Origin of the sequence: Streptomyces sp. NBC_01498, from assembly GCF_036327775.1 — a bacterium.
Taxonomy (GTDB): domain Bacteria; phylum Actinomycetota; class Actinomycetes; order Streptomycetales; family Streptomycetaceae; genus Streptomyces.
The window spans coordinates 975,122-1,001,121 of the sequence record NZ_CP109598.1 but is presented as its reverse complement, the minus strand read 5'-3'; the positions used below and the strand labels follow the sequence as shown (position 1 = coordinate 1,001,121).

Here is a 26,000-nt window from a genome sequence, read left to right as displayed (position 1 = left end):
CTCTCACGCCTCCGGGGCTTCGAACACCGAGGTCCGCCGCAGCCCGGCGGCCCGTCCCTTGCCGGAGATCACCAGCGCCATCTTGCGGCTCGCCTCGTCGATCATCTCGTCGCCGAGCATCGCCGACCCCTTCTTGCCGCCCGCCTCGGACGTCGCGTGGTCGTACGCGTCCAGGATCAGCTCCGCGTGGTCGTAGTCCTCCTGCGACGGCGAGAAGATCTCGTTCGCGGCGTCGATCTGGCCCGGGTGCAGCACCCACTTGCCGTCGAAGCCCAGCGCGGCGGACCTGCCGGCGACCTCCCGGAACGCGTCCACGTCCCGGATCTGGAGGAACGGCCCGTCGATCGCCTGGAGATCGTGCGTACGGGCCGCCATCAGGATCCGCATCAGGATGTAGTGGTAGGCGTCCGCGCCGTAGCCGGGCGGCTGCTGACCGACCACCAGGGTCTTCATGCTGATCGACGCCATGAAGTCGGCGGGGCCGAACACGATCGTCTCCAGCCGGGGCGACGCCGCGGCGATGCCGTCCACGTTCACCAGGCCCCGGGCGTTCTCGATCTGCGCCTCGATACCGATCCGGCCGACCTCGAAGCCCATCGTCTTCTCGATCTGGGTGAGCAGCAGATCGAGCGCCACCACCTGCTCGGCGTCCTGGACCTTGGGCAGCATGACGCAGTCGAGGTTGTGCCCCGCGCCCTCCACGACGGTGATCACGTCGCGGTAGGTCCAGTGCGTGGTCCAGTCGTTGACCCGGACGACCCTCGTCCTGCCCGTCCAGTCGCCCTTGTTGAGCGCGTCGACGACGGTGTGCCGGGCGCCCTCCTTGGCGAGCGGCGCGCAGGCGTCCTCCAGGTCGAGGAAGACCTGGTCGGCGGGGAGGCCCTGGGCCTTCTCCAGGAAACGCGGGTTGGAGCCGGGGACGGCCAGGCACGAGCGGCGCGGCCGGAGCCGGTCCGCGGGCCTGTCCGACGCGGTCGGCGCGGGGGACACGGGCGGCGTGGGCGACGTGGTCATGTGCGGGCCTCCAGGGGGTCGAGCTTGTTCGCGTGACGGATCTCGTCGACGATACGGCCGATGATCTCGGTGATTCCGAAGTCCTTCGGGGTGAAGACGGCGGCCACTCCGGCGGCCCGCAGCGCGGTGGCGTCGGCGCCCGGGATGATCCCGCCGACGATCACCGGGACGTCCCCGGCCCCCGCCTCCCGCAGCCGCTCCAGCACGTCCGGCACCAGCGCGGCGTGCGACCCGGAGAGGATCGACAGCCCCACGCAGTGCACGTCCTCGGCGACGGCCGCGTCCACGATCTGCGCGGGCGTCAGCCGGATGCCCTGGTAGACCACCTCGAACCCGGCGTCCCGCGCCCGTACGGCGATCTGCTCGGCCCCGTTGGAGTGCCCGTCCAGACCCGGCTTGCCCACCAGCAGCCGCAGCCGCCCCGAGCCCAGTTCGGCGGCGGTACGCGCCACCCGGTCCCGTACGGCGGCGAGCGGCGAGCCCGCCTCGGCGGTGACCGCGACCGGCGCCCCGCCCACCCCGGTCGGCGCCCGGAACTCGCCGAAGACCTCCCGCAGCGCCCCGGCCCACTCGCCGGTCGTCACCCCGGCCCGCGCGCACTCCACGGTCGCCGCCATCAGATCGCCGTCGCCCGCCGCGTCCTTCCTCAGCGCGGCCAGCGACGCCTCGGCGCGCGCCCGGTCCCGGCCGCTCCGCCACTCGTGCAGGGCGGCGACCACCCGTGCCTCGTTCGCCGGGTCGATCGTCATCACGGCGGTGTCCAGATCGGCGGTGAGCGGGCTCGGCTCGGTCGTCTCGTAGCAGTTGACGCCGACGATCTTCTCCTCGCCCGACTCGATGCGGGCCCGCCGCTCGGCGTGCGACGAGACGAGGCGCGACTTGAGATAGCCGGACTCGACGGCCGCCATCACCCCGCCCATCTCCTCGATCCGCTCCATCTCGGCGAGCGAGTCCGCCACCAGCCCGGCCACCTTCGCCTCGACGACGTGCGACCCGGCGAAGATGTCCTCGTACTCCAACAGGTCGCTCTCCAGGGCGAGTACCTGCTGGATCCGCAGCGACCACTGCTGGTCCCACGGCCGGGGCAGCCCCAACGCCTCGTTCCAGGCGGGGAGTTGTACGGCGCGGGCGCGGGCGTCCCGGGAGAGGGTCACGCCCAGGGTCTCCAGCACGATCCGCTGCACGTTGTTCTCCGGCTGGGCCTCCGTCAGGCCGAGGGAGTTGACCTGCACGCCGTACCGGAATCGCCGCCGCTTCTCGTCCGTCACGCCGTACCGCTCGCGGGTGACCCCGTCCCAGATCCGGCCGAAGGCGCGCATCTTGCACATCTCCTCGACGAAGCGCACCCCGGAGTTGACGAAGAACGAGATCCGTCCGACGACGTCGCCGAACCGCTCGGCCGGCACCTGCCCGCCGTCCCGCACCGCGTCCAGCACGGCGATCGCCGTGGACATCGCGTAGGCGATCTCCTGGACGGGGGTCGCCCCCGCCTCCTGGAGGTGATAGCTACAGATGTTGATCGGGTTCCACCGGGGGATGTGCGCCACCGTGTACGTGATCATGTCGGTGGTCAGCCGCAGCGAGGGCACCGGCGGGAAGACATGCGTCCCGCGCGACAGGTACTCCTTGACGATGTCGTTCTGCGTCGTCCCCTGGAGCCGCGCGGGGTCGGCGCCCTGCTCCTCGGCGACCACCTGGTAGAGCGCCAGCAGCCACATGGCGGTGGCGTTGATGGTCATCGAGGTGTTCGTCCGGTCGAGCGGGATGTCCCGGAACAGCCGCCGCATGTCGCCGAGATGGGAGACGGGCACACCGACCCGGCCGACCTCGCCGCGCGCCAGCACATGGTCGGGGTCGTAACCCGTCTGCGTCGGCAGGTCGAAGGCGACCGAGAGTCCGGTCTGGCCCTTGGCGAGGTTGCTCCGGTACAGCGCGTTGGACGCCTCGGCGGTCGAATGGCCCGCGTACGTACGCATCAGCCACGGCCGGTCCCCGGGGCGCGGCGGGTCCTTCGGGCGCGTGCCGCCGGACGGTTCCGGTTCCGGGCCCGGTCCGGGCTCCGACGCCATGTCACACGTCCCGGAAGCGGTTGATGGCGTCGAGGTGGAGCGCGCGGGTCTCCGGGTCGGTGACGCCGAGGCCCTCGCGGGGGGCCAGCGCGAGTACGCCGACCTTGCCCTGGTGCCGGTTGCGGTGCACGTCGTACGCCGCCTGCCCGGTCTCCTCCAGCGGGTACACCTTCGACAGCGTCGGGTGGATCCGCCCCTTGCCGACGAGCCGGTTGGCCTCCCACGCCTCCCGGTAGTTGGCGAAGTGCGAGCCCACGATCCGCTTCAGCGACATCCACAGATAGCGGTTGTCGTACTCGTGGGTGTAGCCGGACGTCGAGGCGCAGGTGACGATCGTGCCGCCCTTGCGGGTGACGTACACACTGGCGCCGAAGGTCTCCCGGCCCGGGTGCTCGAAGACGATGTCGACGTCCTCGCCCCCGGTCAGCTCCCGGATGCGCTTGCCGAACCGCTTCCACTCGCGCGGGTCCTGGTGGTGCTCGTCCCGCCAGAACCGGTAGTCCTCGGACGTGCGGTCGATGATCGCCTCGGCGCCCATGCGCCGGCAGAGGTCCGCCTTGTGGTCGCTGGAGACCACACAGACCGGGTTGGCGCCGCCGGCGAGCGCGAACTGGGTGGCGTACGAGCCGAGTCCGCCGCTCGCCCCCCAGATCAGCACGTTGTCGCCCTGCTTCATCCCGGCGCCGTTGCGGGACACCAGCTGCCGGTACGCGGTGGAGTTGACCAGGCCGGGCGCCGCCGCCTCCTCCCAGCTCAGGTGCGGGGCCTTGGGCATCAGCTGGTTGGACTTGACGAGCGCGATCTCGGCGAGACCGCCGAAGTTGGTCTCGAAGCCCCAGATGCGCTGTTCGGGGTCGAGCATCGTGTCGTTGTGCCCGTCGGAACTCTCCAGTTCGACGGAGAGGCAGTGCGCGACGACCTCGTCGCCCGGCTGCCAGGAGTTGACGCCGGGTCCGGTGCGCAGCACCACCCCCGCCAGGTCGGAGCCGATGACGTGGTACGGCAGGTCGTGCCGTTTGGACAGGTCGCTGAGCCTGCCGTAGCGCTCCAGGAAGCCGAAGGTCGACATCGGCTCGAAGATCGAGGTCCAGACGGAGTTGTAGTTGACGGAGCTGGCCATGACGGCCACCAGGGCCTCGCCGGGGCCGAGTTCGGGCACCGGCACGTCGTCGACGTGGAGCGACTTGCGCGGGTCCTTGTCGCGGGATTCGAGACCGGTGAACATCTCGGTCTCGTCCTTGTGCACGGTCACCGCCCGGTACGTCTCGGGCAGCGGGAGTGCGGCGAAGTCGGCGGGCGTGCTGTCCGGCGACTGGATGGCGTCCAGGATGTCCTTCACGGTGTGGCCTCCGGCGAAGCGTGGTGCGGGAACGCTGAACAGTTCCCCGGGGACGGGGACGGGGACGGGGACAGGTACGGGGGTGCGGGGCGGCGCTGGGCGCGTGGTGCGGTGGAGGTGTGCCGTCGGTTCGGCGGGTGCGGCGCGGGGTGGTGCGTGGCGACGCCGGGTGGGCGTGCGGATTGCCTGTGACGCAGGCGTCCGGGCACGCGGGCCGGGTGGTGGTCCGCGGGGACAGCCGGCGAGGGGGAGAACCCGGTACGCCGACCGCCCGGACACCTCCAACGTATGGCACGCCGTGTCAGGTGACAAGGCACTGCGTGCCAAGAATTCGTCTCAGTTGTCAGCCGTGAGGCACGCATGAGCACGAGCAGTCCACTCTGTGAGGTGAAATGTCACCTTAGGTGGCTGTTTGACGGCGTGGCGTCCCGGTGAAGGCGTGTCTCACGCGAGGCGTGTCCCGGCGGCGGAGTGTCCCGGCGGGAGTCGGCGGGCGTGGCGTCGAGGGCACGGCACCGAGGCATGACACCGAGGCATGGCATCGGGGCGTGGCATCGGGGGCACGGCACGGCGGGCGTGACACCCACGGGCCGGCCGGTGCGGGGCGATGGGTGCGGGGTGGCGCGTTGCCGGTCGGTGCGGGGGCCGGTCGGTGTGCGGGCCGGTCGTCCGGACGGGCGCGCTCAGGCGTTCTTGAGCGCCTGCTTGATCGTGCGCATGACCTCGTCCAGCGGCGCGTCGGTACGGGCCACCGCGACCAGCACCTCACCGGCGCCGCTCACCGTCGCCGCCGGCGCCGTACCGCGCCCCATGGTCCGGCCCGCGCCGATGCCCGAACCGAACGTGTCGCGGACGATCGCGAAGGCGTGGTCGAGCTGGGTCTCCACGTCGCCCTGCCCGTCGGCCCGCAGCCAGCGGCGCAGCACGTGATTGTGCGCGGTGACGACGGCGGACGCGGCCACCTCGGCGAGCAGCGGGTCGTCGTTGCCGTCCGGGTGGTCGGCCTCGTCGAAGTGGCCGAGCAGATAACGGGTGAACAGCCGTTCGTAGCGCGCCACCGAGGCGATCTCGGCCTCGCGCAGGGTGGGTACCTCGCGGGTCAGCTGATAGCGCGCCACGGACAGGGTCGGCGACGCCGCGTACATCCGCATGACTTCCTTGATGCCCCGGCACACGGTGTCGAGCGGGTGCTCGTGCGCGGGCGCCGCGTTCAGCACCGCCTCGGCGCGGACGAGGGTGTCGTCGTGGTCCGGGAAGATCGCCTCTTCCTTCGAACGGAAGTGCCGGAAGAACGTCCGCCGGGCCACCCCGGCCGCCGCGGCGATCTCGTCGACGGTCGTCGCCTCGTACCCCTTGGTCGAGAACAGCTCCATGGCCGCCGCCGACAACTCCCGGCGCATCTTGAGCCGTTGGGCCGCCGCGCGGCTGCCCGCCGCACTCTCCGGCGCGTCGGCCGTCGGGTTGGTACGGGAGGGTCGGCGGGCGGAGTCAGCGGGCGGAGCCATGACCCGAACGTACTGCATCGACGCAGGAGAGCGCGCCTGTGGGGGGCGTCCGGGGGGCGTTCGCGGGCCCGCGCGGCGGCCGGGGGGACCGGGCCGCGCACGGGTCGCGAAGGGGCCCGCGCGCGACCCGCGCGGCGGGCGGTCCGGCCCCGTCCGCCGGGCGGACCGCACGCGCGGGCCGCCCGGCGCACGGGGCGTCGGCGGGACACCGCCGGGGGCCGGGCGCCGGTACGCGGGTGTCAGCGGCCGGTGGCGTACTCGCGGAAGCCGCGCCCCGTCTTGCGGCCCAGACAGCCCGCCGCCACCAGATGTTCCAGCAGCGGCGCCGGGGCCAGCCCCGGATCGCGGAACTCGCGGTGCAGGCCCCGTTCGATGGCCAGTGAGACGTCCAGTCCGACCACGTCCAGCAGTTCGAACGGCCCCATCGGATACCCGCCGCCGAGCTTCATCGCGGCGTCGATGTCGTCGGGGGAGGCGTAGTGCTCCTGGACCATCTTCACCGCGTTGTTCAGATACGGGAACAGCAGCGCGTTCACGATGAATCCGGCCCGGTCGCCGCAGTCCACCGGGTGTTTGCCGATCGCCTCGCACACCTCGCGGACCGTCGCGCGGGTCTCGTCCGACGTGAGGACGGTACGGACCACCTCGACCAGCTTCATGGCGGGAGCCGGGTTGAAGAAGTGCATCCCCACGACGGCCGACGGGCGCGTGGTGGCGCGGGCACAGGCGATCACCGGCAGAGACGAGGTCGTGGTGGCCAGCACGGCGCCCGGCCGGCAGACCTTGTCGAGCGCCGCGAACACCTGGCGCTTGACCTCCAGGTCCTCGGCCACCGCCTCCACGGCGAGATCCACGTCCTCGAACGCGTCGAGCGAACCGGCGGGCGTGATCCGCGCCAGCGCGTCGTCGCGCGCCCGCCCGCTCAGCCGCCCCTTCTCCACGGACCGGCCCAGGGACCGGGCGACACGCGCCTTGGCCGCGTCCGCCTTCTCCTGGCTGCGGGCCGCCAGCACCACGACGTAACCGGCCTTGGCGAAGACCTCCGCGATCCCGCTCGCCATCGTCCCCGAACCGGCGACACCCACCGTGCGCACGGCCCGCCGCGCGTCCTCGCCGCCCCCGCCCGCGTCGGCGCGCGGGCCGTCCAGCGGGGTCAGCGCGTCGCGCACCACCGTGCCGCTGCCCGCCGCCTCGTACGTGTAGAAACCCCGCCCCGCCTTCCGGCCGGTCAGCCCGGCCTCGCTGAGCTGGCGCAGGACCGGCGCCGGGGCGTGCAGCCGGTCGCGCGACGCGGCGTACATGGCCTCCAGGACCGTACGGGCGGTGTCGACGCCGATCAGGTCGAGCAGCGCCAGCGGCCCCATCGGCAGACCGCAGCCGAGCCGCATCGCCGCGTCGATGTCCTCGCGGGAGGCGTACTTGGCCTCGTACATCGCGGCGGCCTGGTTGAGATAGCCGAAGAGCAGTCCGTCGGCGACGAAGCCGGGCCGGTCGCCCACCGCGACCGGCTCCTTGCCCAGCTCGCGTGCCAGGGCGGTGACGGCGGTGACGGCCGCCGGGGCGGTCAGCACCGACGAGACGACCTCGACCAGTCTCATGGCGGGGGCCGGGTTGAAGAAGTGCAGGCCGAGGACCCGTTCGGGGCGGGCGGAATCGGCGGCGAGCCGGGTCACCGACAGCGCGTTCGTGCCGGTCGCCAGAACGGTGTCCGGCCGGACGATCCCGTCCAGCGCGCGGAAGACCTGCTGCTTGAGCTCGTACGACTCCGGGACGACCTCGATGACGAGATCGGCGTCCGCGGCGGCCCGGAGGTCGGTGAAGGGGCGGAACCGGGCGAGCATGCCGCGCCGCTCGCCCTCGGTGATCCGCCCGCGCTCCACGGCGCGGGCGGTGGACGCTTCGAGCGCGGCGACCGCCTGGGCGGTGGCGCTCTCGTCGATGTCGATGCCGACCACCTCGCGGCCGGCGCGGGTGAGGACCTCGGCGATACCGGTCCCCATCGTGCCGAGACCGACGACGGCGATGGTGGAGAGAGGGATGTCCATCACGGGACTCCAGGGGTGAGTGACGACTGAAGAGGAAGGCGGGGACGGGCGCATGGCCGCCGCGTACCTGTGCGGGGCGTGCGTCGACGGCAGTGGGCGGACACGAACCGGCGGACCCTGTCCCGGAGTCACGCCGTGCGGCCGGTGCTGCGGAGGCCGCGATGATGCCGAACCGACGGGCACTCACGGTGGCTGCGTCACCAGGCCACCGGGAGTCGCGGGGGTTTCCCGCTCACTTGAGAGTAACCGGTGGGTAATGAGCGCGCCAGCCCTGGCGAGTTGTGCGGTGCGTCACCGGCGGAATCAAGCCGTCCCACGGGCGGTCGTCACGGAGAGCGTTCTGCCGGACACGGAACGCGGATTACCCTGCCGGGCATGAGCGAGCTGGAACAGCGGACCGGACCGGCCGCGTCGGCGGAGACCAGCGGGCGGCGGGCACCCCTCCCCGCCGCCCGGCCCGCCGCCGCCCAACAGGCGGTCACCGACGAGGACTTGCGCGCACTCGCCGACCGGGTACGGGACGAGTCGGGCGACTCCGACGCGTACCGGCGGCTGATCGCCACCGACGACCACGAGGAACTCGCCCGCGTCCTCGTCGCCCCCGGGCATCCCCTCTGGGCACGCGAGATCGCCGCCTTCCGGCTCGGCGGAGCGGGCGACCGGCGGGCCTTCGAGACGCTGGTGCTGCTGCTCAACCACCGCGACCCCGAACGCTGCGCGTCCGCCGCCCGCGCGCTGGCCCGGCTGCGCGACCCCCGGACGCCGCGCGCCGCCGCCGCGCTGGCCACCAACGTGTTACGGACCGCGTACGCGCTCCACCCCGTGCGGCTGCTCGCGGAACTGCGCGCGCCCGAGTCCGTACCGGCGCTGATCGCCACCCTGGAACGGCTCCTCGCGCCCGGCGAGACCCACTGGCGGGTGGCGCTCGCGTGTGTGGAGGGCCTGGGGCGGCTCGGCGACCGGCGCGCGCTTCCGCTGCTGCGGGAGGCGCGGGCGCACCCGCGACTGGCGGGCGCGGCGGCGGAGGCGCTCAGCCGCCTCGGCTGACCGGGCGCGCGTAGCGCACCTCGGGCACGGACACGCCGCCGACCTCGAACGGCTCCTCGGCGCCGTCGGGTGTGAAACCGGCCTTTTCGTAGAAGCGGCGGGCGCGGGTGTTCTCCTTCAGCACCCAGAGCACCAGCGGGGAGAGACCGTCCGACCCGGCGCGCTCCAGCAGGGCGGTCAGCAGGGCGCGCCCGACGCCGGTCGAGACGTGCTCGGGCCGGACGTACAGCGCGTACACCTCCCCGGCGCCGGCGCCCACGTCGCTGTCCCGGCACGGGCCGACGCATCCCCAGCCGACCACGGCACCGTCGCGCTCCGCGACGAGGTTCCGTACGGCCCCGGGCCCGGCCCCGCCGCTGTCGCTGTCACCGTCACCGTTGCCGCCGGTCAGCAGGGCACGCCGTCGCGCCGCGTCCTTCTCCACGCTCATCGCGTCGAGATACGCGCCCGGCATGAGCCCGTCGTACGCCCACCGCCAGCCGGCGACCCGCACGGCGGCGACGGCCTCGCAGTCGTCGGCCGTCATGGGGCGCAGGAGCGGGTCCACGCTCAGACGTCCCCGGGAACGATCGCGAACGCCTCGATCTCGACGAGCAGTTCGGGCCGGAACAGGGCGGCCACCTGGACGGCCGAGCTGGCCGGGGGCCGCGCGGTGTCGATCACCTCGTCGCGGGCGACGCGTACGGCGGGCAGGTGCGCGACATCCGTCACGAAGTACGTGAGCTTCACGACGTCCGCGAACGTGGCACCGGCCTCGGCGAGACAGCGCCGCAGATTCTCGAACACCTGCCGGGCCTGCGCCCCGGCGTCGCCCTCGCCGACGACCAGCCCGTCGGCATCGAAGGCACACTGCCCGGACACGGCGACGAACCGCCCGGTGCCCCAGACGACATGGCTGTACCCGCTGCCTGGGGCGACACCGGCGGGGGCCTGAACATGGGTGAGTCGTGTCATGCGCCCATCCTCACGGACGGCCCCGGCCTCCGACGAGGGCTTTTCGGGCGGCGAGCCGCCGGTCGGCGGTCGCGGGTCCGGGTCGTACGCGGCGGGGCGGACCGCGACCGGATCGGCGGTGGGGTCGGCGGCTGTGTCGGCGGCCTCTACGCCTCCGCCTCCGCCAGCGCACCCGTCAGCAGGCGCTCCGACGTGGAGTCGAACGCCATCAGGCGGATCAGCGTCACCGCCGTCGGGGTCGCCCGCAGTGCGGTGACCGCGATCCGGGCCGCGAGGTCCGGCGGGAAGCCGAAGATGCCCGTCGAGATCGCCGGGAACGCCACGCTCCGGGCGCCCAGTTCGTCCGCTACCTCCAGGCAGCGGCGGTAGCAGGAGGCCAGGGTGTCGGGCTCGCCCCGGTCGCCGCCCTTCCAGACCGGGCCCACCGTGTGGATCACATGCAGGACCGGCGGGGAGAGGTCGAAACCCGGTGTCGCCTTCGCGTCGCCCCGCCGGCACGGCGCGATCGCGGCGCCCGCCTCGGCCAGCCGGGGCCCGGCGGCCCAGTGGATCGCCCCGTCCACGCCGCCCCCGCCGCGCAGCGACTCGTTGGCCGCGTTGACGACGGCGTCCGTGTCCTGGCGGGTGATGTCGCCCCGTACGACCTCGATCACTGTCATGCCCGCATGATCCCACCGGGGGAGCCGCCGCGCGTAGCGGATCACAGCAGCGTCAGCTGCGTAGGACCCGGCCCGGGTTCCGGCTCCGGATCCGGCGCGCGGATGCCCCGGCGCGCCGCCCGTCCCGCCGGGCCGATGCCGAACTCGTCCGCCAGTTCGTGGACCTGGCGCGTGATACGGCGCTGGTACCACTTCGGCGCGTACGCCCCCTCCGCGTACAGCCGCTCGTACCGGGGCACCAGATACGCGTGGTGCTCCCGCAGCCACCGCATGAACCACTCCCGGGCGCCCGGCCGCAGATGCAGGACCAGCGGTGTCACCGAGGTCGCCCCGGACGCGGCGATCGCCCGCACCGTGGCCCGGAGTTGGTCCGCGCCGTCGCCCAGGAAGGGGATGACGGGCGCCATCAGGACCCCGCAGCCGATGCCGCTGTCCGTCAGCGTCCGTACGGCGTCCAGCCGGCGCTCGGGCGACGGCGTGCCCGGCTCCACGGTGCGCCACAGTTCCCTGTCGGTGAAGCCGACGGAGACCGACACCCCGACGTCGGTGACCTCGGCCGCCTGCTGGAGCAGTTCGAGGTCGCGCAGGATCAGCGTGCCCTTGGTGAGGATGGAGAACGGGTTCGCGTGGTCGCGCAGCGCCGAGATGATGCCCGGCATCAGCCGGTAGCGGCCCTCGGCCCGCTGGTAGCAGTCGACGTTCGTACCCATGGCGATGTGCGCGCCCTGCCAGCGGCGCGAGGCGAGCTGGCGGCGCAGCAGTTCGGGCGCGTTGACCTTGACGACGATCTGCGAGTCGAAGCCGAGACCCGTGTCGAGGTCGAGATAGCTGTGGGTCTTGCGCGCGAAGCAGTACACGCAGGCGTGACTGCATCCCCGGTACGGGTTGACCGTCCACTCGAACGGCATCCGCGACGCGCCCGGCACCCGGTTCACGATCGACCGCGCGCGGATCTCGTGGAAGGTGATGCCCCGGAATTCCGGGGTGTCGAAGGTCCGGGTGACGACCGCGTCCGTACCGAAGAGCGCGGCGTCGCGGGGCGACGCGGGGTTCTCGGCCAGATTGTCCCAGCGCATGTGCGCCTCCTCAGGTGTACGGACCACTTAATAGAACACGTGTTCCCATGATCGAAGCAACCCCGGATTTGGGCGGGCCCCGCCGAGGTGGTTGGCTGGCCGCCCGGAGAACCGAATGCTGGAGGAAGCCATGGCGCAGGTCGAAGCCACGACGGAGCGGATCATCGCGGCGGACCCGGAGACGGTGTTCGACGCGCTGGCGGACTACCAGGAGGTCCGCCCGAAGGTGCTGACCGCTCACTTCAGCGAGTACGAGGTCCGCGAGGGCGGCGACGGCGAGGGCAGCCTCGTCCACTGGAAGCTCCAGGCGACCAGCAAGCGCGTCCGTGACTGTCTGCTGGAGGTCACCGAGCCCACCGACGGCCAGCTCGTGGAGAAGGACCGCAACTCCTCGATGGTGACCACCTGGGTCGTCACCCCGTCCGGCGAGGGCCGTTCGAAGGTCGTCGTCACCACCGTCTGGAACGGCGCGGGCGGCATCGGCGGCTTCTTCGAGCGGACCTTCGCGCCCAAGGGCCTCGCCCGGATCTACGACGAACTGCTGGTGAAGCTCGCGGCCGAGACGGAGAAGCCGGCCGACGCCGCCTGAGGGCTTGGCCGGACTCCGGCGGGCCACCGAACCGTCCCGGCGCCCCCGGCGCCCCCGGTGCCGCACCCCGGCAAAGCCCCGACGCCGGGAACCCGCCCCCGAGCCGGTGCCCCGGCAAAGCCCCGACGGCCCGCCTCCATCCGCCCGACGACCCGCCCGGTCGGAGCGCCCCGGCAGCCCGCCCGGCCGACCCGACGACCCGCCCCACCCGTCAAGTCCCCCTGAAAACGGGCGTCTTCATCACCCGGGAGCCCGCCCTCCCGGGTCACCGGTTCGAGTGGTCTTCCCCGCGACACGTGACGCGCGCCCGCGCATCACGTGTCGCGGGAAACCGCAGATGGGCGCCGTTCGTCCGCCCCTCACCACCCCGTGCCTCCGTGCGCCTCGGCCACTTCGGTGAAGCGCGCGCGTCGCTCCCGCCCTGCGTGCACTGTCGAGAATGGCGCCGCGCAGACGCGACGAAGGGGAGCAACTCGTGGGTGGGATCACACTGGTGAAGGACGACGAGCGGGCCACCGTGCCCTCTCCGGCCGCGATCGGGCCGCCCCCGCCCGTTCCCGGCGCCGCCCTTCCGGGGGGTGAACTCTCCCCGCGCCGCGTGCGCCTGGTCTTCTTCGGGCTGATGCTCGCCCTGCTGCTGGCCGCGCTGGAGCAGATGATCGTCGCCACGGCCCTGCCGAAGATCGTCGGCGAGCTCCAGGGCCTGGACCGGATGCCCTGGGCGATCACCGCGTACCTGCTGACCTCCACCATCGGCCTGCCGATCTACGGCAAGCTCGGCGACCTCTTCGGCCGCAAGGGCGTCTTCCAGTTCGCGATCGTCGTGTTCGTCGTCGGCTCGGCGCTGGCCGGCTGGTCCCGCACCATGAACGAACTCATCGCCTTCCGCGCCCTCCAGGGCGTCGGCGCCGGCGGACTCATGATCGGCGTGCAGGCGATCATCGCCGACATCGTGCCGCCCCGCCAACGCGCCCGCTACATGGGCCTGATCGGCGGCGCCTTCGGCCTCGCGTCGGTCGCCGGACCGCTGCTCGGCGGCTTCTTCACCGACCATGTCTCCTGGCGCTGGTGCTTCTACTTCAACGTCCCGTTCGGCCTCGTCACGCTCGCCGTCGTCAGCTCCGTACTGAAGCTCCCCAAGCCCCGGGGCAGGGCCCGGCTCGACATCATGGGCGCCGTCCTGCTCGCCGCCGCCTCGACCTGCCTGGTGCTGCTGACCAGTTGGGGCGGTACGCAGTACGCGTGGGGCTCCCGCGTCATCCTCGGCCTCGCCGCCGGGGCCGCGGTGACCGCCGCGCTGTTCGTGGTGGTCGAGCGCTTCGCGCCCGAACCGATCATCCCGCTGCGGCTGTTCCGCGACCCGGTCTTCACCCTCACCGGTCTCGTCGGCGCGGTCGTCGGCGTCGCCCTCTTCGGCGCGGCCAGCTATCTGCCGACGTATCTCCAGATGGTCGACGGCGCCACGGCCACCGAGTCCGGTCTGCTGATGCTCCCGATGATGGGCGGCGTCGTCGGCGCCTCGGTCGTCTGCGGCCAGCTCATCAGCCGTACCGGCCGCTACCGCGTCTATCCCGTCCTCGGCTGCGCGCTCTCCGTCGTCGGCATGTGGCTGCTCTCCCGGCTGGAGACCGGCGCCTCCCGGCTCGAATACGGCCTGGGCCAGGCCGTGCTCGGCATCGGCATCGGCCTCGTCATGCCCGTGCTGATCCTCGCCGTGCAGAACTCGGTCCCGCCCGCCGACCTCGGCACCGCCACCAGCGCCAACAACTACTTCCGGCAGATCGGCGGCAGCGTCGGCGCCGCCGTCTTCGGCACCCTCTTCGCGGACCGGCTCACCGACTCGCTCGCCGACCGCGTCCCGTCCGGCGCCGGGCTGCCCGACCCCGAGTCCCTCACCCCGCAGATGGTGCACGCGATGCCGCCCGCCCTGCGGGACGGCTACATCCAGGCGTACGCGGACGCGATGCCGCGCATCTTCCTCTATCTCGTGCCGGTGCTCCTGCTCGGCCTCCTCATCGCCTGCTTCCTCAAGGAGAAACCGCTGGTGTCCCAGAACACCCCCCTCGCCTCCGCCGCCGTGGCCCCCGCCGTGTCCGCCGTCCCCGGTGCCGTACCCGCCGCCGTTCCGGCCGCCCGCGCCGCCGCCCCCGCCCCGGCGCCGTACCCGCCGGGCGTGCCCGTCCGCGGTGTCGTCCAGCACCACGACGGCAGCACCGTGCCCCGCGCCGCCCTCACCCTCATCGACGGGCGCGGCACCCAGATCGGGCGCGGGGCCAGCGACGAGGACGGGCGGTACGCGCTGAGCGTGCCGGGCGCCGGGTCGTACGTGATGATCGCCGCGGCGGGCGGACACCAGCCCCGGGCCGTGACCGTCACCGTCGGCGAGCGCCCCGTCGAACTCGACGTGGTCCTCGGGGGCGCCGGCCGGCTCGCCGGGGCCGTACTGACCGCGGACGGCACCCCCGTGCGCGACGCCGCCGTCACCCTCACCGACGTACGCGGCGACGTGGTCGCCTCCACCCGCAGCGGTCACGAGGGCGGCTACGTCATCTCCGAACTGGTGGCGGGGGAGTACACCCTGGCGGCGGGCGCCCCCGCCTTCCGGCCCGCCGCGCTCCCGGTCAGCGTCCAGGCGTCGCGCGAGACCCGCCAGGACATCGAACTGGCAGGCGGCGCCGTGCTGCGCGGCACCGTACGGGGCGGGGCCGGGCGGCCGGTCGAGGACGCCCGGGTCAGTCTGCTCGACGCGACCGGCACCGTGGTCGACACCCTCACGACAGGTGCCGACGGCACATTCCGCTTCGTGGACCTGTCGTCCGGCGAGTACACCGTGATCGCCGCGGGCTACCCGCCCGTCGCGACGGTCCTGCGGATGGCGGGCGGTGGACGCACCGAGCGCGACCTGCGGCTCGGCCACGCCGACTGACCGGGCCCTGTTGACTGAATTTCAGTCAACTTATGGGGCGTACGCGGGCGCACAACTGAAAAGTTCAATGCCCCGCGCATTGCGTGTTCGGACCCGTACCGTGGGTGCACAGCCGCAGATCCCGGCGGCGGGGAAGGAGCCTCCCACCCATGGACAGTGGCACTCCGCCGCTCCGCGCACGGCCGCGCGGCGCCGTGGCCGGCCGGATTCCGCTTGCCGTGGTCGTCGTGGACGCCGACGGCCTCGTGTCCCACTGGTCGAGCGGCGCACGGCGTCTTTTCGGCCATTCCAGGGAGGACGCGGTCGGTCGCCCCGCGGACGATCTGATGCCGGTCTCCGGGGCGCTCGACGAGGGCCGCGGCGGCCGGGCCGACGCCGACGACATGTACGACGGCGACGACGACCTGGGACCGGAGCTGCACGGCCGCAGTTCCTACCCCACCTCCGGGCGGGCCCGGCTCACCGACGCGGGCCGCCCCCGGCTCGACGTGCTGTGGTGGGCGTATCCGCTGGCCGGACCGGGACCCGGCCGGCATCTCGTCCTCGCCGCGGACATCGACCGGTTCCGGGTGGACGCCGGGGTCGACCGGGAACGGATCGCGCCCAGCTTCTCGCTGTACACCGAGTTCCCCGACGCCGAGTCGCTGGCCGGCCAGCTGCCGCACATCCTGCCGAACATGAGCGTCGCGGATTCCGGGCGCATCGTCGCCCAGGTTCTCGAACTGGGCTACCCCGTGCTGGAGTTCAGCCATCTCGACCGGGTCCCGGTCACCCCCGACTGGGGTGTGCCGCGCCGCCAGTCGCGGCGCCCGGCGTCCGTCCACGGCTCGGCGGAGCCCGCCGGAACGGCCCCGTACGCCACCGGCCACACCCCGTACACCACCGATCGTGACGCCCCGGATCGGGCGGCGCGCCACGCCGAGCACGCCCCGGTGCCCGTGCCCCGGCCCGAACTCGACCTCGAATACGCGGCGGTGCGCGAGCGCCTGGAGTTCCTGAACGAGGTGAGCGGTCTCATCGGCTCCTCCCTCGATCTCTCCCGCACCATCCGCGAGGTCACCAGCGCCGCCGTCCCCCGCTTCGCCGACTTCGCGGGCACCCATCTGCGCGCCGCCGTGCTGGCCGGCGAGGGCTTCCCCACCGGGCGGCCCGACGTGAGCACCGTCTGGCACCGGGTCTGGGTCGAGCACAACGACGAGCCGGGCCGCTGGGACGACACGGTGCCGGTCGGCGAGGCCATCGCCTTCCCCGAACACACCCCGTTCTTCCAGTGCATGGTCACCGGTGAGCCCGTTCTCATCCCGAGGCTCAGCGAGGAGGACGGCGACCGGATCTCCGGCCAGTTCGAGAAGCGCGATCTGCGACCGCTGATCAACAACCGTTCCATGCTGCTCGTCCCGCTCAAGGCGCGCGACGTGGTGCTGGGCTTCATGGTGCTGATGCGCCGTCAGGACCGGGCGCCCTTCGACGACATGGACCGCACCACCGGCGCCGAACTGGCGGCCAGGGCCGGTCTCGTCCTCGACAACGCCCGGATGTACACGTATCAGGAGAATGTCGCCGAGACGCTCCAGGACAGCATGCTGCCGCAGGTCTCCGCACGGATGGCGGGCTGCGACATCGCCACCCGCTATCTGCCCGGCGCCCGGCTCGGCAGGATCGGCGGCGACTGGTTCGACTCCGTCAAACTGCCCGGCTCCCGCACCGCGCTGGTGGTGGGCGACGTCATGGGCCACGGCCTCAACTCGGCCGCCATGATGGGCCAGTTGCGCACCGCCGTGCAGACGATGGCGACCATGGAGATGCCGCCCGCCCAACTCCTGCGCAATCTGGACGACTTGGCGCAGCGGCTCGGTGAGAACTATCTGGCGACGTGTCTGTACGCGGTGTACGACCCGATCCGCTCCGAGGTGCAGATCGCCAACGCCGGTCACATCCCGCCGGTCCTGGTCCGGGCCGCCGACGGCAGCAGCGAACTGCTCGACCTGCCGACCGGCGCCCCCATCGGCGTCGGCGGGGTGCCGTTCGAGACCGCGACCGTCCGGGTCGGCCCCGGCGACCGGCTGATCCTGTGCACGGACGGCCTGGTCGAGGTGCGCGGGCAGGACATCGGCGCGGGCCTCGCGGCGCTCTGCGAGTCGGCCGCCCACCCCGCCGCCTCCATGGACCGGGCCTGCGACACCATCATCCGCGCCCTCAACACGAAGGGCGGCCGCAAGGACGACGTGGCCCTGCTGATGGCCCGGCTGAACGGCATCCCGGGCGGTGACGTCGCCGAGTGGCAGCTGGCCCTCGACCCGCGCGAGGTGGCGCGGGCCCGGCGGCTGGTGCGCGGCAAGCTGTACGACTGGAATCTGCCGGGCGCCGTGGAGCACGCGGAGCTGATGGTGAGCGAACTGGTCACCAACGCCGTACGCCACGCCAGGATCCGCCATGTCGGGCTGCGGCTGGTCCGTACCGACGCGCTGCTCTGCGAGGTCACCGACGACGAACCGGCCCCGGCGAGCCTGCTCGGCGCGACGTCAGGCGACGAGTTCGGCCGGGGTCTGCGGGTCGTGAGCCGGCTGGCCCGGGGCTGGGGGAGCAACAGCACGGCACAGGGCAAGACCGTGTGGTTCGAACAGGCTCTCGGGGGAAGGGTTTCGCGCGTGGCGTGAAACTGACGCGCCATCAGATCGCCCCCCGGGGCCTTCATCGAGGAGTGCGCGGATGACCCTGTCACAGCGTTACCGGGATTCGTGGGAGAGCTACTGGCGCGACACCTCGGACGCACCGGGCGAGGCGATCTGGGACTCCGACCCGTCCCTGACGGCCGTACCGCACTGCGCGATCCTGCTGCCGCACGCCGACCCGGCGCTGCCCGTGGTCGACCTCGGCTGCGGCAACGGCACCCAGACCCGCCATCTGGCCACCCGGTTCGCCCGCGCGGTGGGCGTCGACCTCTCGCACGCGGCGATCGAGCACGCCCGGCACGCCGACACGGCGAAGGCTGCCGAGTTCGAACAGCTCGATCTGGTGGACCACGAGGCCGTACGGGCCCTGTCGGCGCGGATCGGCGACGCCAATGTCTATATGCGCGCCGTCATCCACCAGAGCGAGCCGCAGGACCGGCCGGCCGTCGCCGGGGCGGTGGCGGCGCTGCTCGGCGAGCGCGGCCGGGCGTTCGTCGTGGAGCTGACCTCGGCGTCGAAGGGCGTGTTCCAGCAGGCCGCCGAGGCGCCCGGCGGCCCGCCCGCGAAGCTGCGGCGGGTCTTCGAGCACGGACTGAAACCGGCCGGGGCCGCCGACGACGAGGTCCCCCGGCTGCTGGGCGGGGCGGGCCTGCGGATCGTGGACAGCGGGGAGACCACGCTGGCGCAGACGGAGTATCTGCCCGACGGCAGCCGGATCGAACTGCCCGCCCGCTGGTTCGTGCTGGCACCCGCCTGACGATTCCCGCCCGGCCCCGGTACCCCTGGCCGGCGGGGCCCCGGCGCCCGCCCGGTCCGCCGCCCGTACGGGCGTTCCCCCGGAACCGGGGAGCGCCGGTACGGGCGGCCCGGGGTGGTCGCCGCGTCCGGCGGGGCGTACGGTTTCGCACCATGAAGATCCTCATCAGCGCCGACATGGAGGGCGCCACGGGTGTCACCTGGCCGGCCGACGTGCTGCCGGGGACACCGCAGTGGGAGCGCTGCCGGACGATGTTCACCTCGGACGTCAACGCCGCCGTCCTCGGCTTCCTGGACGGCGGCGCCGACGAGGTGCTGATCAACGAGGCGCACTGGACCATGCGCAACCTGCTCCTGGAGCGGCTGGACGAGCGGGCGGCGATGATCACCGGCCGCCACAAGTCGCTGAGCATGGTCGAGGGCGTCCAGCACGGTGACGTCGACGGCATCGCCTTCGTCGGCTACCACACGGGCGCCGGCGCGGAGGGCGTCCTCGCCCACACGTATCTCGCCAACTCGGTCACCGGCGTCTGGCTCAACGGGACGCGCGCGAGTGAGGGTCTGCTCAACGCCCATGTCGTCGCCGAGTACGGCGTCCCCGTGGTGCTCGTCACCGGCGACGACCTGACCTGCCGGGACGCCGAGGGGTACGCCCCCGGTGCCCGCACGGTCGCGGTGAAGGATCATGTCTCGCGGTACGCGGCGCTCTGCCGCACCCCCGCGCGCACCGCCGCCGACATCCGGGCGGCGGCGAAGCAGGCGGCGGCCCTGGCCGTACGGTACGAACCGGTCGTGGGCGGCCCGTTCACCGTCGAGCTGGAGTTCGACGCCGAGCATCTCTGCGGGGCGGCCACGGTCGTCCCCGGTGTGGTGCGCAGCGGGGAGCGGCGGGTCGCCTACACCAGCGAGACGATGTACGAGGGCATTCGCACGTTCAAAGCGGTCACCACGATGGTTTCGGCCGCGGTGGAGGAACAGTATGGCTGACAGCACGCCCGACCAGGGGCGCGAGGCAGTGGACGCGGTGGCGCTGGACGAGGTGGTGGCGTTCACCTCCGACCTCATCCGCATCGACACCACCAACCGGGGCGGCGGCGACTGCCGGGAGCGCCCCGCCGCCGAGTACGTCGCCGAGCGGCTGGCCGCCGCCGGTCTCGAACCCGCCCTTCTCGAACGCACACCCGGCCGGACCAACGTGGTCGCCCGGATTCCCGGCACCGACCCCGGCGCGGACGCGCTGCTGGTCCACGGCCATCTGGACGTGGTGCCCGCCGAGCCCGCCGACTGGTCCACGCACCCCTTCTCCGGGGAGGTCCGGGACGGAGTCGTCTGGGGCCGCGGGGCCGTCGACATGAAGAACATGGACGCGATGGTGCTCTCCGTCGTCCGTGCCTGGGCCCGCGCCGGGATCAGGCCGCGCCGGGACATCGTCATCGCGTACACGGCCGACGAGGAGGCCAGCGCGATCGACGGCGCCGGATTCCTCACCGACAGCCACCCGGAACTGTTCGAGGGCTGTACGGAGGGCATCAGCGAATCCGGTGCCTTCAGCTTCCACGCCGGCCCCGGCATGACCCTCTACCCCCTCGGGGCGGGCGAGCGCGGCACCGCCTGGCTCAAGCTCACCGCGCACGGCAGGGCCGGCCACGGCTCCAAGGTCAACCGCGCCAACGCGGTCAGCCGGCTCGCCGCCGCCGTCGCCCGCATCGGCGACCACGAGTGGCCACTGCGGCTGACCCCGACCGTGCGCGCCGCGCTCCGCGAACTCGCCGCGCTGCACGGCATCGACGTGGACACGGACGACCCCGGCTTCGACCCCGACGTGCTGCTCACCAAGCTCGGCCCGGCCGCCGCGCTGGTCGAGGCGACCGTGCGCAACAGCGCCAACCCGACGGTCCTGGAAGCCGGTTACAAGGTCAACGTGATCCCCGGTCAGGCCGTCGCCATGGTCGACGGGCGGATGCTGCCGGGCACCGAGGACGAATTTTGCGCCACCCTCGACGAGTTGACCGGACCCGACGTGGACTGGGAGTTCCACCACCGCGAAGTGGCCCTCCAGGCACCGGTGGACTCCCCGACGTACGCCAAACTCCGCGCCGCCATCGAGCGGTTCGACCCGGCCGGTCATGTCGTGCCCTACTGCATGTCGGGCGGCACGGACGCCAAGCAGTTCTCCCGGCTCGGTGTCACCGGCTACGGCTTCTCCCCGCTGAAGCTGCCGCCGGGCTTCGACTACCAGGCCATGTTCCACGGGGTGGACGAACGCGTCCCGGTGGACGCCCTGCACTTCGGGGTCCGCGTACTCGACCACTATCTGCAACACGCGTAGGGGAGTTGGGCATGGAGCAGCCGACGCCGTACGGCTCCTGGCCGTCACCGATCGACGCCGCGCTGGCCGCCTCGCACGACGGGCGCCCGGAGTACGTGGGCACCGTCGGCGACGAGGTGTGGTGGACGGAGCCGCGCCCCGCCGAGGGCGGCCGGCGCGCCCTGGTGCGCGGGCGTCCCGACGGCGGGGAGGAATCGGTTCTGCCCGCCCCGTGGAACGTCCGCACCCGGGTCATCGAGTACGGCGGCAGGCCCTGGGACGGCGCGGCCGGGCCCGACGGCTCCACCGTCGTCGTCTTCGCGCACCTCCCCGACCAGCGGCTGTACGCGTACGACCCGGACGCCGGCACGCCCCCGCGCCCCCTGACCCCCGCGCCCGCCCCCGGCGGCCGGCAGACCGGCACCCTGCGCTGGGCCGACCCCACGCTGCGCCTCGACACCGGCGAAGTCTGGTGCGTACTGGAGGAGTTCACCGGCGAGTTGCCCACCGACGTACGCCGCCTCGTCGCCGCCGTACCGCTGGACGGCTCGGCCGCCGACGACCGTACGGCCGTCCGGGAACTCTCCGGCGACCGGCACCGCTTCGTCACCGGACCCCGCCTCTCGCCGGACGGCCGGCAGGTCGCGTGGATCGGCTGGGACCATCCCCGGATGCCCTGGGACGGCACGGAACTGCTGCTCGCCGACGTGCCCGCGACCGGCGCCCCCGGGGGCCCCTTCGAGCGGGTGCGGACCGTCGCCGGAGGCCCGTCCGAAGCCGTCGTCCAGACCGACTGGGCGCCCGACGGCTCACTCCTGTACGTCTCCGACCCCGGCGGCTGGTGGCAGCTGAACCGGCTGCGGCCCGACGCCTCGGCACCGTCCGGCGTGGCCGGGCCCGAGCGGCTGAGCCCGGACGTCGAGGAGGAGTTCGGCGGGCCGCTGTGGAAGATCGGCCAGCGGTGGTTCCGGCCGATGGACGACGGCACGATCGCCGTCGTCCACGGCAAGGGCGCCACCACACTCGGCGTACTCGACCCCGCGACCGGCCGGATCGCCGACGTCGCCGGGCCCTGGACCGAATGGGCCCCCACCCTCGCGACCCGGGGCACCCGCGTCATCGGCGTCGCCGCGAGCCCCCGCAGCGCCTACGAGATCGTGGAACTCGACACGGCGACCGGCCGGGCCCGCGTCGTCGGCGCCGCGCACACCGACCCCGTCGACCCCGCCTACTACCCCGAGCCACGCGCCCGGGTGTTCACCGGGCCCGGCGACCGCGAGATCCACGCCCACATCCACCCGCCCCACCACCCCGCCCACCACGCCCCCGACGGCGAACTCCCGCCGTACGTCGTGTGGGCCCACGGCGGTCCGACCAGCCACGCCCCGCTCGTACTCGACCTGGAGATCGCCTACTTCACCTCGCGCGGCATCGGCGTCGCCGAGGTCAACTACGGCGGCTCCACCGGCTACGGCCGCGCCTACCGCGAACGGCTGCGCGAACAATGGGGAGTTGTCGACGTCGAGGACTGCGCGGCCGTCGCCCGCGCCCTCGCCGACGAGGGCACCGCCGACCCCGCGCGCCTCGCGATCCGGGGCGGCAGCGCCGGCGGCTGGACCAGCGCCGCCTCGCTCACCAGCACCGACGTCTACGCGTGCGGCACCGTCATCTACCCCATCCTCGACCTGTCGACCTGGGTCGAGGACGGCACGCACGACTTCGAGTCGCGCTATCTGGAGTCGCTGGTCGGCCCCGTCGCCGACGTACCGGAGCGCTACCGCGACCGCTCCCCGATCAACCACGTCGACCGGATCACCACCCCCTTCCTGCTCCTCCAGGGCCTCGACGACGTGATCTGCCCGCCCGTCCAGTGCGAACGCTTCCTCGCCCGGCTCGCCGGACGGGGCGTCCCGCACGCGTACATCACCTTCGAGGGCGAGGGCCACGGCTTCCGCAAGGCCGACACCATGGTCCGCGCGCTGGAGGCCGAACTGTCGCTGTACGCCCAGACGTTCGGGATCAGCCGCCCCGACGTCCCGCCGCTGGAGCTCACCACATGACGGTCAGGGCCCTGGTGCGCCCGCCCCGGCTGCGGCCCGGCGCCAGGGTCGCCGTCGTCGCGCCCAGCGGCCCGCTGCCCGCCGAGCGCCTCGACGCGGGCCTGGACATCCTGCGCGGCTGGGGCCTCGACCCCGTCGTGGCACCCCATGTCCTCGGCCGGCACCCGGAGTTCGGCTACCTCGCGGCGACCGACCGGGACCGCGCCCGGGACCTCCAGGACGCCTGGTGCGACCCCACCGTCTCCGCCGTCCTGTGCGCACGCGGCGGCTACGGCGTCCAGCGCATGGTCGACCTGCTCGACTGGGACGCCATCCGCGCGGCCGGCCCCAAGGTCTTCGTCGGCTACAGCGACATCACCGCGCTCCACGAGGCGTTCGCCGTCCGCGCGGGCGTCGCCACCCTGCACGGGCCCATGGTCGCCGCCCTCACCTTCCTCAAGGACCCCGCCACCCAGGAATCGCTGCGCGCCACCCTCCTCGACCCCGGCACGGTCCGGAGCGTCGGCTCGGCCACCGCGCGCACCCTGGTCCCCGGGCGGGCCCGGGGGGTCACGCTCGGCGGCTGCGTCAGCCTGCTCGCCGCCGACCTCGGCACCCCGCACGCCCGCCCGTCCGCCGCCGGGGGCCTGCTGCTGATCGAGGACGTCGGGGAGGAGCCGTACCGGCTGGACCGCGTCCTCACCCAACTCCTGCGCTCCGGCTGGCTGGACGGGGTCGCCGGGATCGCCCTCGGCTCCTGGGAGGACTGCGGCCCGTACGACGACGTCCGGCGGCTGATGCGGGACCGGCTCGGCGGACTGGGCGTCCCCGTCGTCGAAGAACTGGGCTTCGGCCACGGCCCGGTCAATCTGACCGTCCCGCTGGGCGTCCCGGCGGTCCTGGAGGCGTCCGACCAGGCGGCGACCCTCACCGTGGACGTACCACCGCCGACCTGAGACCCACCGACCGGCACGGTTAGGCTGGCGCGATGCGCGACATCACCACCCCCACGGGCGAGGGGCCCCGTACCCGCGTCCGCCCCTACCGGTACGAGGACGCCGACGAGTTCGCCTCGCACGCCCGCGCCAGCACCCACCTGCACCACCCCTGGCTCTTCCCGCCCCGCACCCCCGAGGCGTACACCGACTACGCGCGCGGCATCATCGGGGACCCCACCAAGGCCGGATTCCTCGTCTGCGACCTCGCCGACGACCGGATCGCCGGATTCATCAACATCAACAACATCGTCCGGGGCGGCTTCCTCAGCGGGACCCTCGGATACGGCGCCTTCGCCCACGCCGCCGGCCGGGGACTGATGGGCGAAGGGCTCGGCCATGTCCTCGGGCACGCGTTCGGACCGCTCGGCCTGCACCGGCTGGAGGCCAACATCCAGCCCGGCAACGCCGCCTCGATCGCCCTCGTCCGCCGCGCCGGCTTCCGCAACGAGGGCTTCTCGCCGGACTTCCTGCACATCGACGGCGCCTGGCGCGACCACGAACGCTGGGCGCTCACCTCGGACATGGCCGCCCGCACCTGACCGGGACCACTCCGGAGGCGGCCGACCGCACGGGACCGGCCGCGTGGGGAGCGGAGGGCTCAGCGGCGGCCCTTGCGGTTGATCTTCATGGTGTCCATGTCCGTCACCGTCGACCGCAGCTCCCCGAAGCCGATCTCCGTCCCCGCACCGCCGAGTTCCCCCAGCGCTCTCTCCGCCCGGTCCTCGGCCAGCGCCGCCGCCATCTCCTCGCCGTCCGCCGCGTCCGACACGACCACGAACCGGTACGAGAAGTGCTTCAGCACCCGGTCGTAGGTCAGCGACCCCTCCGGCGTGAACCGCATCTGCGTCAGCCCGTGCGCGTCGACCTCACCCAGCAGCCGGGCCCGCGCCTCGTCCGACAGCCCCTGGAAGGTCCCGCGCACGATCACCCGGTACGTGTGCTGCGTGGTCATGACGGCGCCGCCCTCTTCGCGAAGTCCCGGATCAGGATCCTGATTGAAGAACGAGCGTACGACGCCGAGGATGGATCGCATGCGGAATATCGTGGTGATCGACGCCCCCTCCAACCTGGGCCTGCGCCCCCCGGCCCCGGGCACGGTGCCCGGCTGCCACAAACTCGCCGGAGCGATGCGCGAACAGCGCCTCCTCCAGCGGCTCGGGGCGTTCGAGGGCGGCGTCGTCGTCCCGCCCCGCTACGACCGGGGGGACTGGAAGCCGGGCGACGGCGTCTTCAACGCCGCCGCCATCGCCGCGTACACCCCCCGGCTCGCCGACCGGATCGAACACCACGTACGGGCCGGTGACTTCCCCCTCGTCCTCGGCGGCGACTGCTCCATCCAGCTCGGCGCCTCCCTCGCGCTCCGCCGGATCGGGCGTTACGGCATCGCCGCGATCGACGGCTCCGCCGACTTCCGGCACCTCGGCAACTCCCCCTCCGTCGGCGCGGCCGGCGGCGAGGAACTGGCCATCGCCACCGGGCGCGGCCAGAGCGACCTCAGCGACATCGAAGGGCTGCGCCCGTACCTCCGTGACGAGGACGTACGGATCTTCGGCATCCGCGACGACGACGAGGACCGCGAGGAACTGGCCCGGCTGCGGATCCCCACCGTGACCGTCGGCGAGTTCCGCGACCGGGGCACCACCGACCTCGCGAAAGCCGCGCTCCAGACCCTGGAGGCGCCCGTCACCGAAGGCTTCTGGGTGCATCTGGACGCGGACGTGCTCGACCCCGAGGTCATGCCCGCCGTCGACGCCCCGGACCCCGGGGGACTGCTCCCCGGCGAACTGGAGGCACTGCTGCGGATCCTGGTCCGCTCGGACCGCTGCGTGGGACTCAACCTGACCATCTACGACCCCGATCTGGACCCCGACGGCACCGCCGGGGCGCTCCTCGCGGACATCGCGGTCGCGGCGTTCACCGAAGACTGACGCCAGGTCCTCTGTTCGGCGCGCACTCCACCGTGTTCCATGGTCATCGGGTGCGCGCCGGCCAACCGAGCCGCCG

At 73.1% G+C, this 26,000-nt stretch carries 21 protein-coding genes; 11 read left to right on the top strand and 10 right to left on the bottom strand.

The features are described from left to right. Positions 1 to 3 precede the first annotated feature (3 nt). The 5 genes from OG875_RS03785 to OG875_RS03765 form a co-directional block, all read right to left on the bottom strand. Positions 4 to 1,014, bottom strand: a complete 1,011-nt coding sequence (locus tag OG875_RS03785; RefSeq protein ID WP_330172783.1) for an HpcH/HpaI aldolase/citrate lyase family protein — start codon at positions 1,012 to 1,014, stop codon at positions 4 to 6. Continuing rightward, a complete protein-coding gene (locus OG875_RS03780) occupies positions 1,011 to 3,083 on the bottom strand; it encodes a protein meaA (protein ID WP_330172782.1) in 2,073 nt (690 codons plus the stop codon). Before OG875_RS03780 ends, OG875_RS03785 begins: the two co-directional genes overlap by 4 nt. 1 nt (position 3,084) lies before the next feature. Then, entirely contained in the window at positions 3,085 to 4,422 is a 1,338-nt protein-coding gene (gene ccrA / locus OG875_RS03775; protein ID WP_330172781.1) for a crotonyl-CoA carboxylase/reductase, read from the bottom strand. 683 nt (positions 4,423 to 5,105) lie between these two features. Beyond that, positions 5,106 to 5,945: a TetR family transcriptional regulator gene (locus OG875_RS03770; RefSeq protein ID WP_330172780.1), complete on the bottom strand. Its 840-nt coding sequence runs from the start codon at positions 5,943 to 5,945 to the stop codon at positions 5,106 to 5,108. 221 nt (positions 5,946 to 6,166) lie between these two features. Further along, positions 6,167 to 7,972 (bottom strand): 3-hydroxyacyl-CoA dehydrogenase family protein, encoded by a 1,806-nt coding sequence (locus OG875_RS03765; protein ID WP_330172779.1) that lies wholly within the window; start codon positions 7,970 to 7,972, stop codon positions 6,167 to 6,169. A gap of 375 nt (positions 7,973 to 8,347) precedes the next feature. Between OG875_RS03765 and OG875_RS03760 the strand changes: the two genes are divergently transcribed. Next, complete coding sequence (locus tag OG875_RS03760; protein ID WP_443079057.1) at positions 8,348 to 9,019, top strand: HEAT repeat domain-containing protein; 672 nt, start codon at positions 8,348 to 8,350, stop codon at positions 9,017 to 9,019. Here OG875_RS03760 and OG875_RS03755 read toward each other — a convergent pair. From OG875_RS03755 to OG875_RS03740, 4 genes are all read right to left on the bottom strand, one after another. Then, positions 9,003 to 9,566, bottom strand: a complete 564-nt coding sequence (locus OG875_RS03755) for a GNAT family N-acetyltransferase (RefSeq protein ID WP_330172778.1) — start codon at positions 9,564 to 9,566, stop codon at positions 9,003 to 9,005. The two genes, OG875_RS03760 and OG875_RS03755, sit on opposite strands and share 17 nt — an antisense overlap. A 2-nt stretch (positions 9,567 to 9,568) precedes the next feature. Continuing rightward, complete coding sequence (locus OG875_RS03750) at positions 9,569 to 9,973, bottom strand: RidA family protein (RefSeq protein WP_330172777.1); 405 nt, start codon at positions 9,971 to 9,973, stop codon at positions 9,569 to 9,571. 146 nt (positions 9,974 to 10,119) lie between these two features. Beyond that, positions 10,120 to 10,632: a macro domain-containing protein gene (locus OG875_RS03745; RefSeq protein WP_330172776.1), complete on the bottom strand. Its 513-nt coding sequence runs from the start codon at positions 10,630 to 10,632 to the stop codon at positions 10,120 to 10,122. Between the two features lie 41 nt (positions 10,633 to 10,673). After that, positions 10,674 to 11,708 carry an Rv2578c family radical SAM protein gene (locus tag OG875_RS03740; protein ID WP_330172775.1) on the bottom strand — a complete coding sequence of 345 codons (1,035 nt, stop codon included), beginning with the start codon at positions 11,706 to 11,708 and terminating at the stop codon, positions 10,674 to 10,676. A 130-nt stretch (positions 11,709 to 11,838) separates the two neighbouring features. On the opposite strand from OG875_RS03740, the gene OG875_RS03735 reads away from it, so the two are divergent. The 9 genes from OG875_RS03735 to OG875_RS03695 all read left to right on the top strand — a co-directional run bounded on the left by OG875_RS03735 (position 11,839) and on the right by OG875_RS03695 (position 24,535). Further along, positions 11,839 to 12,297 carry an SRPBCC family protein gene (locus OG875_RS03735; RefSeq protein WP_330177592.1) on the top strand — a complete coding sequence of 153 codons (459 nt, stop codon included), beginning with the start codon at positions 11,839 to 11,841 and terminating at the stop codon, positions 12,295 to 12,297. A 475-nt stretch (positions 12,298 to 12,772) separates the two neighbouring features. After that, the gene (locus OG875_RS03730) at positions 12,773 to 15,223 is read left to right on the top strand and encodes an MFS transporter (protein WP_330172774.1); all 2,451 of its coding nucleotides are present in this window, start codon (positions 12,773 to 12,775) and stop codon (positions 15,221 to 15,223) included. Positions 15,224 to 15,372: 149 nt separating this feature from the next. Beyond that, positions 15,373 to 17,880 (top strand): ATP-binding SpoIIE family protein phosphatase, encoded by a 2,508-nt coding sequence (locus tag OG875_RS03725; RefSeq protein ID WP_330172773.1) that lies wholly within the window; start codon positions 15,373 to 15,375, stop codon positions 17,878 to 17,880. Positions 17,881 to 17,932: 52 nt separating this feature from the next. Continuing rightward, positions 17,933 to 18,652, top strand: coding sequence for a class I SAM-dependent methyltransferase (locus OG875_RS03720; RefSeq protein WP_330172772.1), 720 nt, complete (start codon positions 17,933 to 17,935; stop codon positions 18,650 to 18,652). Between the two features lie 152 nt (positions 18,653 to 18,804). Further along, positions 18,805 to 19,638, top strand: coding sequence for a M55 family metallopeptidase (locus OG875_RS03715; RefSeq protein ID WP_330172771.1), 834 nt, complete (start codon positions 18,805 to 18,807; stop codon positions 19,636 to 19,638). After that, positions 19,631 to 20,980 (top strand): M20/M25/M40 family metallo-hydrolase, encoded by a 1,350-nt coding sequence (locus OG875_RS03710; protein WP_330172770.1) that lies wholly within the window; start codon positions 19,631 to 19,633, stop codon positions 20,978 to 20,980. Before OG875_RS03715 ends, OG875_RS03710 begins: the two co-directional genes overlap by 8 nt. An 11-nt stretch (positions 20,981 to 20,991) precedes the next feature. Further along, the gene (locus OG875_RS03705; protein WP_330172769.1) at positions 20,992 to 23,019 is read left to right on the top strand and encodes a S9 family peptidase; all 2,028 of its coding nucleotides are present in this window, start codon (positions 20,992 to 20,994) and stop codon (positions 23,017 to 23,019) included. Next, positions 23,016 to 23,954 (top strand): S66 peptidase family protein, encoded by a 939-nt coding sequence (locus tag OG875_RS03700; protein ID WP_330172768.1) that lies wholly within the window; start codon positions 23,016 to 23,018, stop codon positions 23,952 to 23,954. The genes OG875_RS03705 and OG875_RS03700 overlap by 4 nt, the downstream gene beginning before the upstream one ends. A gap of 32 nt (positions 23,955 to 23,986) precedes the next feature. Further along, positions 23,987 to 24,535: a GNAT family N-acetyltransferase gene (locus OG875_RS03695; protein ID WP_330172767.1), complete on the top strand. Its 549-nt coding sequence runs from the start codon at positions 23,987 to 23,989 to the stop codon at positions 24,533 to 24,535. A gap of 59 nt (positions 24,536 to 24,594) precedes the next feature. Here OG875_RS03695 and OG875_RS03690 read toward each other — a convergent pair whose 3' ends face one another. After that, the gene (locus tag OG875_RS03690; RefSeq protein ID WP_330177591.1) at positions 24,595 to 24,948 is read right to left on the bottom strand and encodes a DUF6204 family protein; all 354 of its coding nucleotides are present in this window, start codon (positions 24,946 to 24,948) and stop codon (positions 24,595 to 24,597) included. 79 nt (positions 24,949 to 25,027) lie between these two features. Here OG875_RS03690 and OG875_RS03685 point away from each other — a divergent pair, with 79 nt between their 5' ends. Then, a complete protein-coding gene (locus tag OG875_RS03685) occupies positions 25,028 to 25,924 on the top strand; it encodes an arginase family protein (protein ID WP_330172766.1) in 897 nt (298 codons plus the stop codon). Positions 25,925 to 26,000 lie beyond the last annotated feature (76 nt).

What these genes read in the sequence shown, in the direction of transcription:
- OG875_RS03685 (WP_330172766.1), top strand. Translation starts at nt 25,028, where the DNA reads ATGCGGAATATCGTGGTGATCGACGCCCCCTCCAACCTGGGCCTGCGC.
- OG875_RS03695 (WP_330172767.1), top strand. Translation starts at nt 23,987, where the DNA reads ATGCGCGACATCACCACCCCCACGGGCGAGGGGCCCCGTACCCGCGTC.
- OG875_RS03770 (WP_330172780.1), bottom strand. Translation starts at nt 5,945, where the DNA reads ATGCAGTACGTTCGGGTCATGGCTCCGCCCGCTGACTCCGCCCGCCGA.
- OG875_RS03690 (WP_330177591.1), bottom strand. Translation starts at nt 24,948, where the DNA reads ATGACCACGCAGCACACGTACCGGGTGATCGTGCGCGGGACCTTCCAG.
- OG875_RS03750 (WP_330172777.1), bottom strand. Translation starts at nt 9,973, where the DNA reads ATGACACGACTCACCCATGTTCAGGCCCCCGCCGGTGTCGCCCCAGGC.
- OG875_RS03740 (WP_330172775.1), bottom strand. Translation starts at nt 11,708, where the DNA reads ATGCGCTGGGACAATCTGGCCGAGAACCCCGCGTCGCCCCGCGACGCC.
- OG875_RS03705 (WP_330172769.1), top strand. Translation starts at nt 20,992, where the DNA reads ATGGAGCAGCCGACGCCGTACGGCTCCTGGCCGTCACCGATCGACGCC.
- OG875_RS03780 (WP_330172782.1), bottom strand. Translation starts at nt 3,083, where the DNA reads ATGGCGTCGGAGCCCGGACCGGGCCCGGAACCGGAACCGTCCGGCGGC.
- OG875_RS03710 (WP_330172770.1), top strand. Translation starts at nt 19,631, where the DNA reads ATGGCTGACAGCACGCCCGACCAGGGGCGCGAGGCAGTGGACGCGGTG.
- OG875_RS03765 (WP_330172779.1), bottom strand. Translation starts at nt 7,972, where the DNA reads ATGGACATCCCTCTCTCCACCATCGCCGTCGTCGGTCTCGGCACGATG.
- OG875_RS03725 (WP_330172773.1), top strand. Translation starts at nt 15,373, where the DNA reads ATGGACAGTGGCACTCCGCCGCTCCGCGCACGGCCGCGCGGCGCCGTG.
- OG875_RS03715 (WP_330172771.1), top strand. Translation starts at nt 18,805, where the DNA reads ATGAAGATCCTCATCAGCGCCGACATGGAGGGCGCCACGGGTGTCACC.
- OG875_RS03720 (WP_330172772.1), top strand. Translation starts at nt 17,933, where the DNA reads ATGACCCTGTCACAGCGTTACCGGGATTCGTGGGAGAGCTACTGGCGC.
- OG875_RS03700 (WP_330172768.1), top strand. Translation starts at nt 23,016, where the DNA reads ATGACGGTCAGGGCCCTGGTGCGCCCGCCCCGGCTGCGGCCCGGCGCC.
- OG875_RS03745 (WP_330172776.1), bottom strand. Translation starts at nt 10,632, where the DNA reads ATGACAGTGATCGAGGTCGTACGGGGCGACATCACCCGCCAGGACACG.
- OG875_RS03785 (WP_330172783.1), bottom strand. Translation starts at nt 1,014, where the DNA reads ATGACCACGTCGCCCACGCCGCCCGTGTCCCCCGCGCCGACCGCGTCG.
- OG875_RS03760 (WP_443079057.1), top strand. Translation starts at nt 8,348, where the DNA reads ATGAGCGAGCTGGAACAGCGGACCGGACCGGCCGCGTCGGCGGAGACC.
- OG875_RS03735 (WP_330177592.1), top strand. Translation starts at nt 11,839, where the DNA reads ATGGCGCAGGTCGAAGCCACGACGGAGCGGATCATCGCGGCGGACCCG.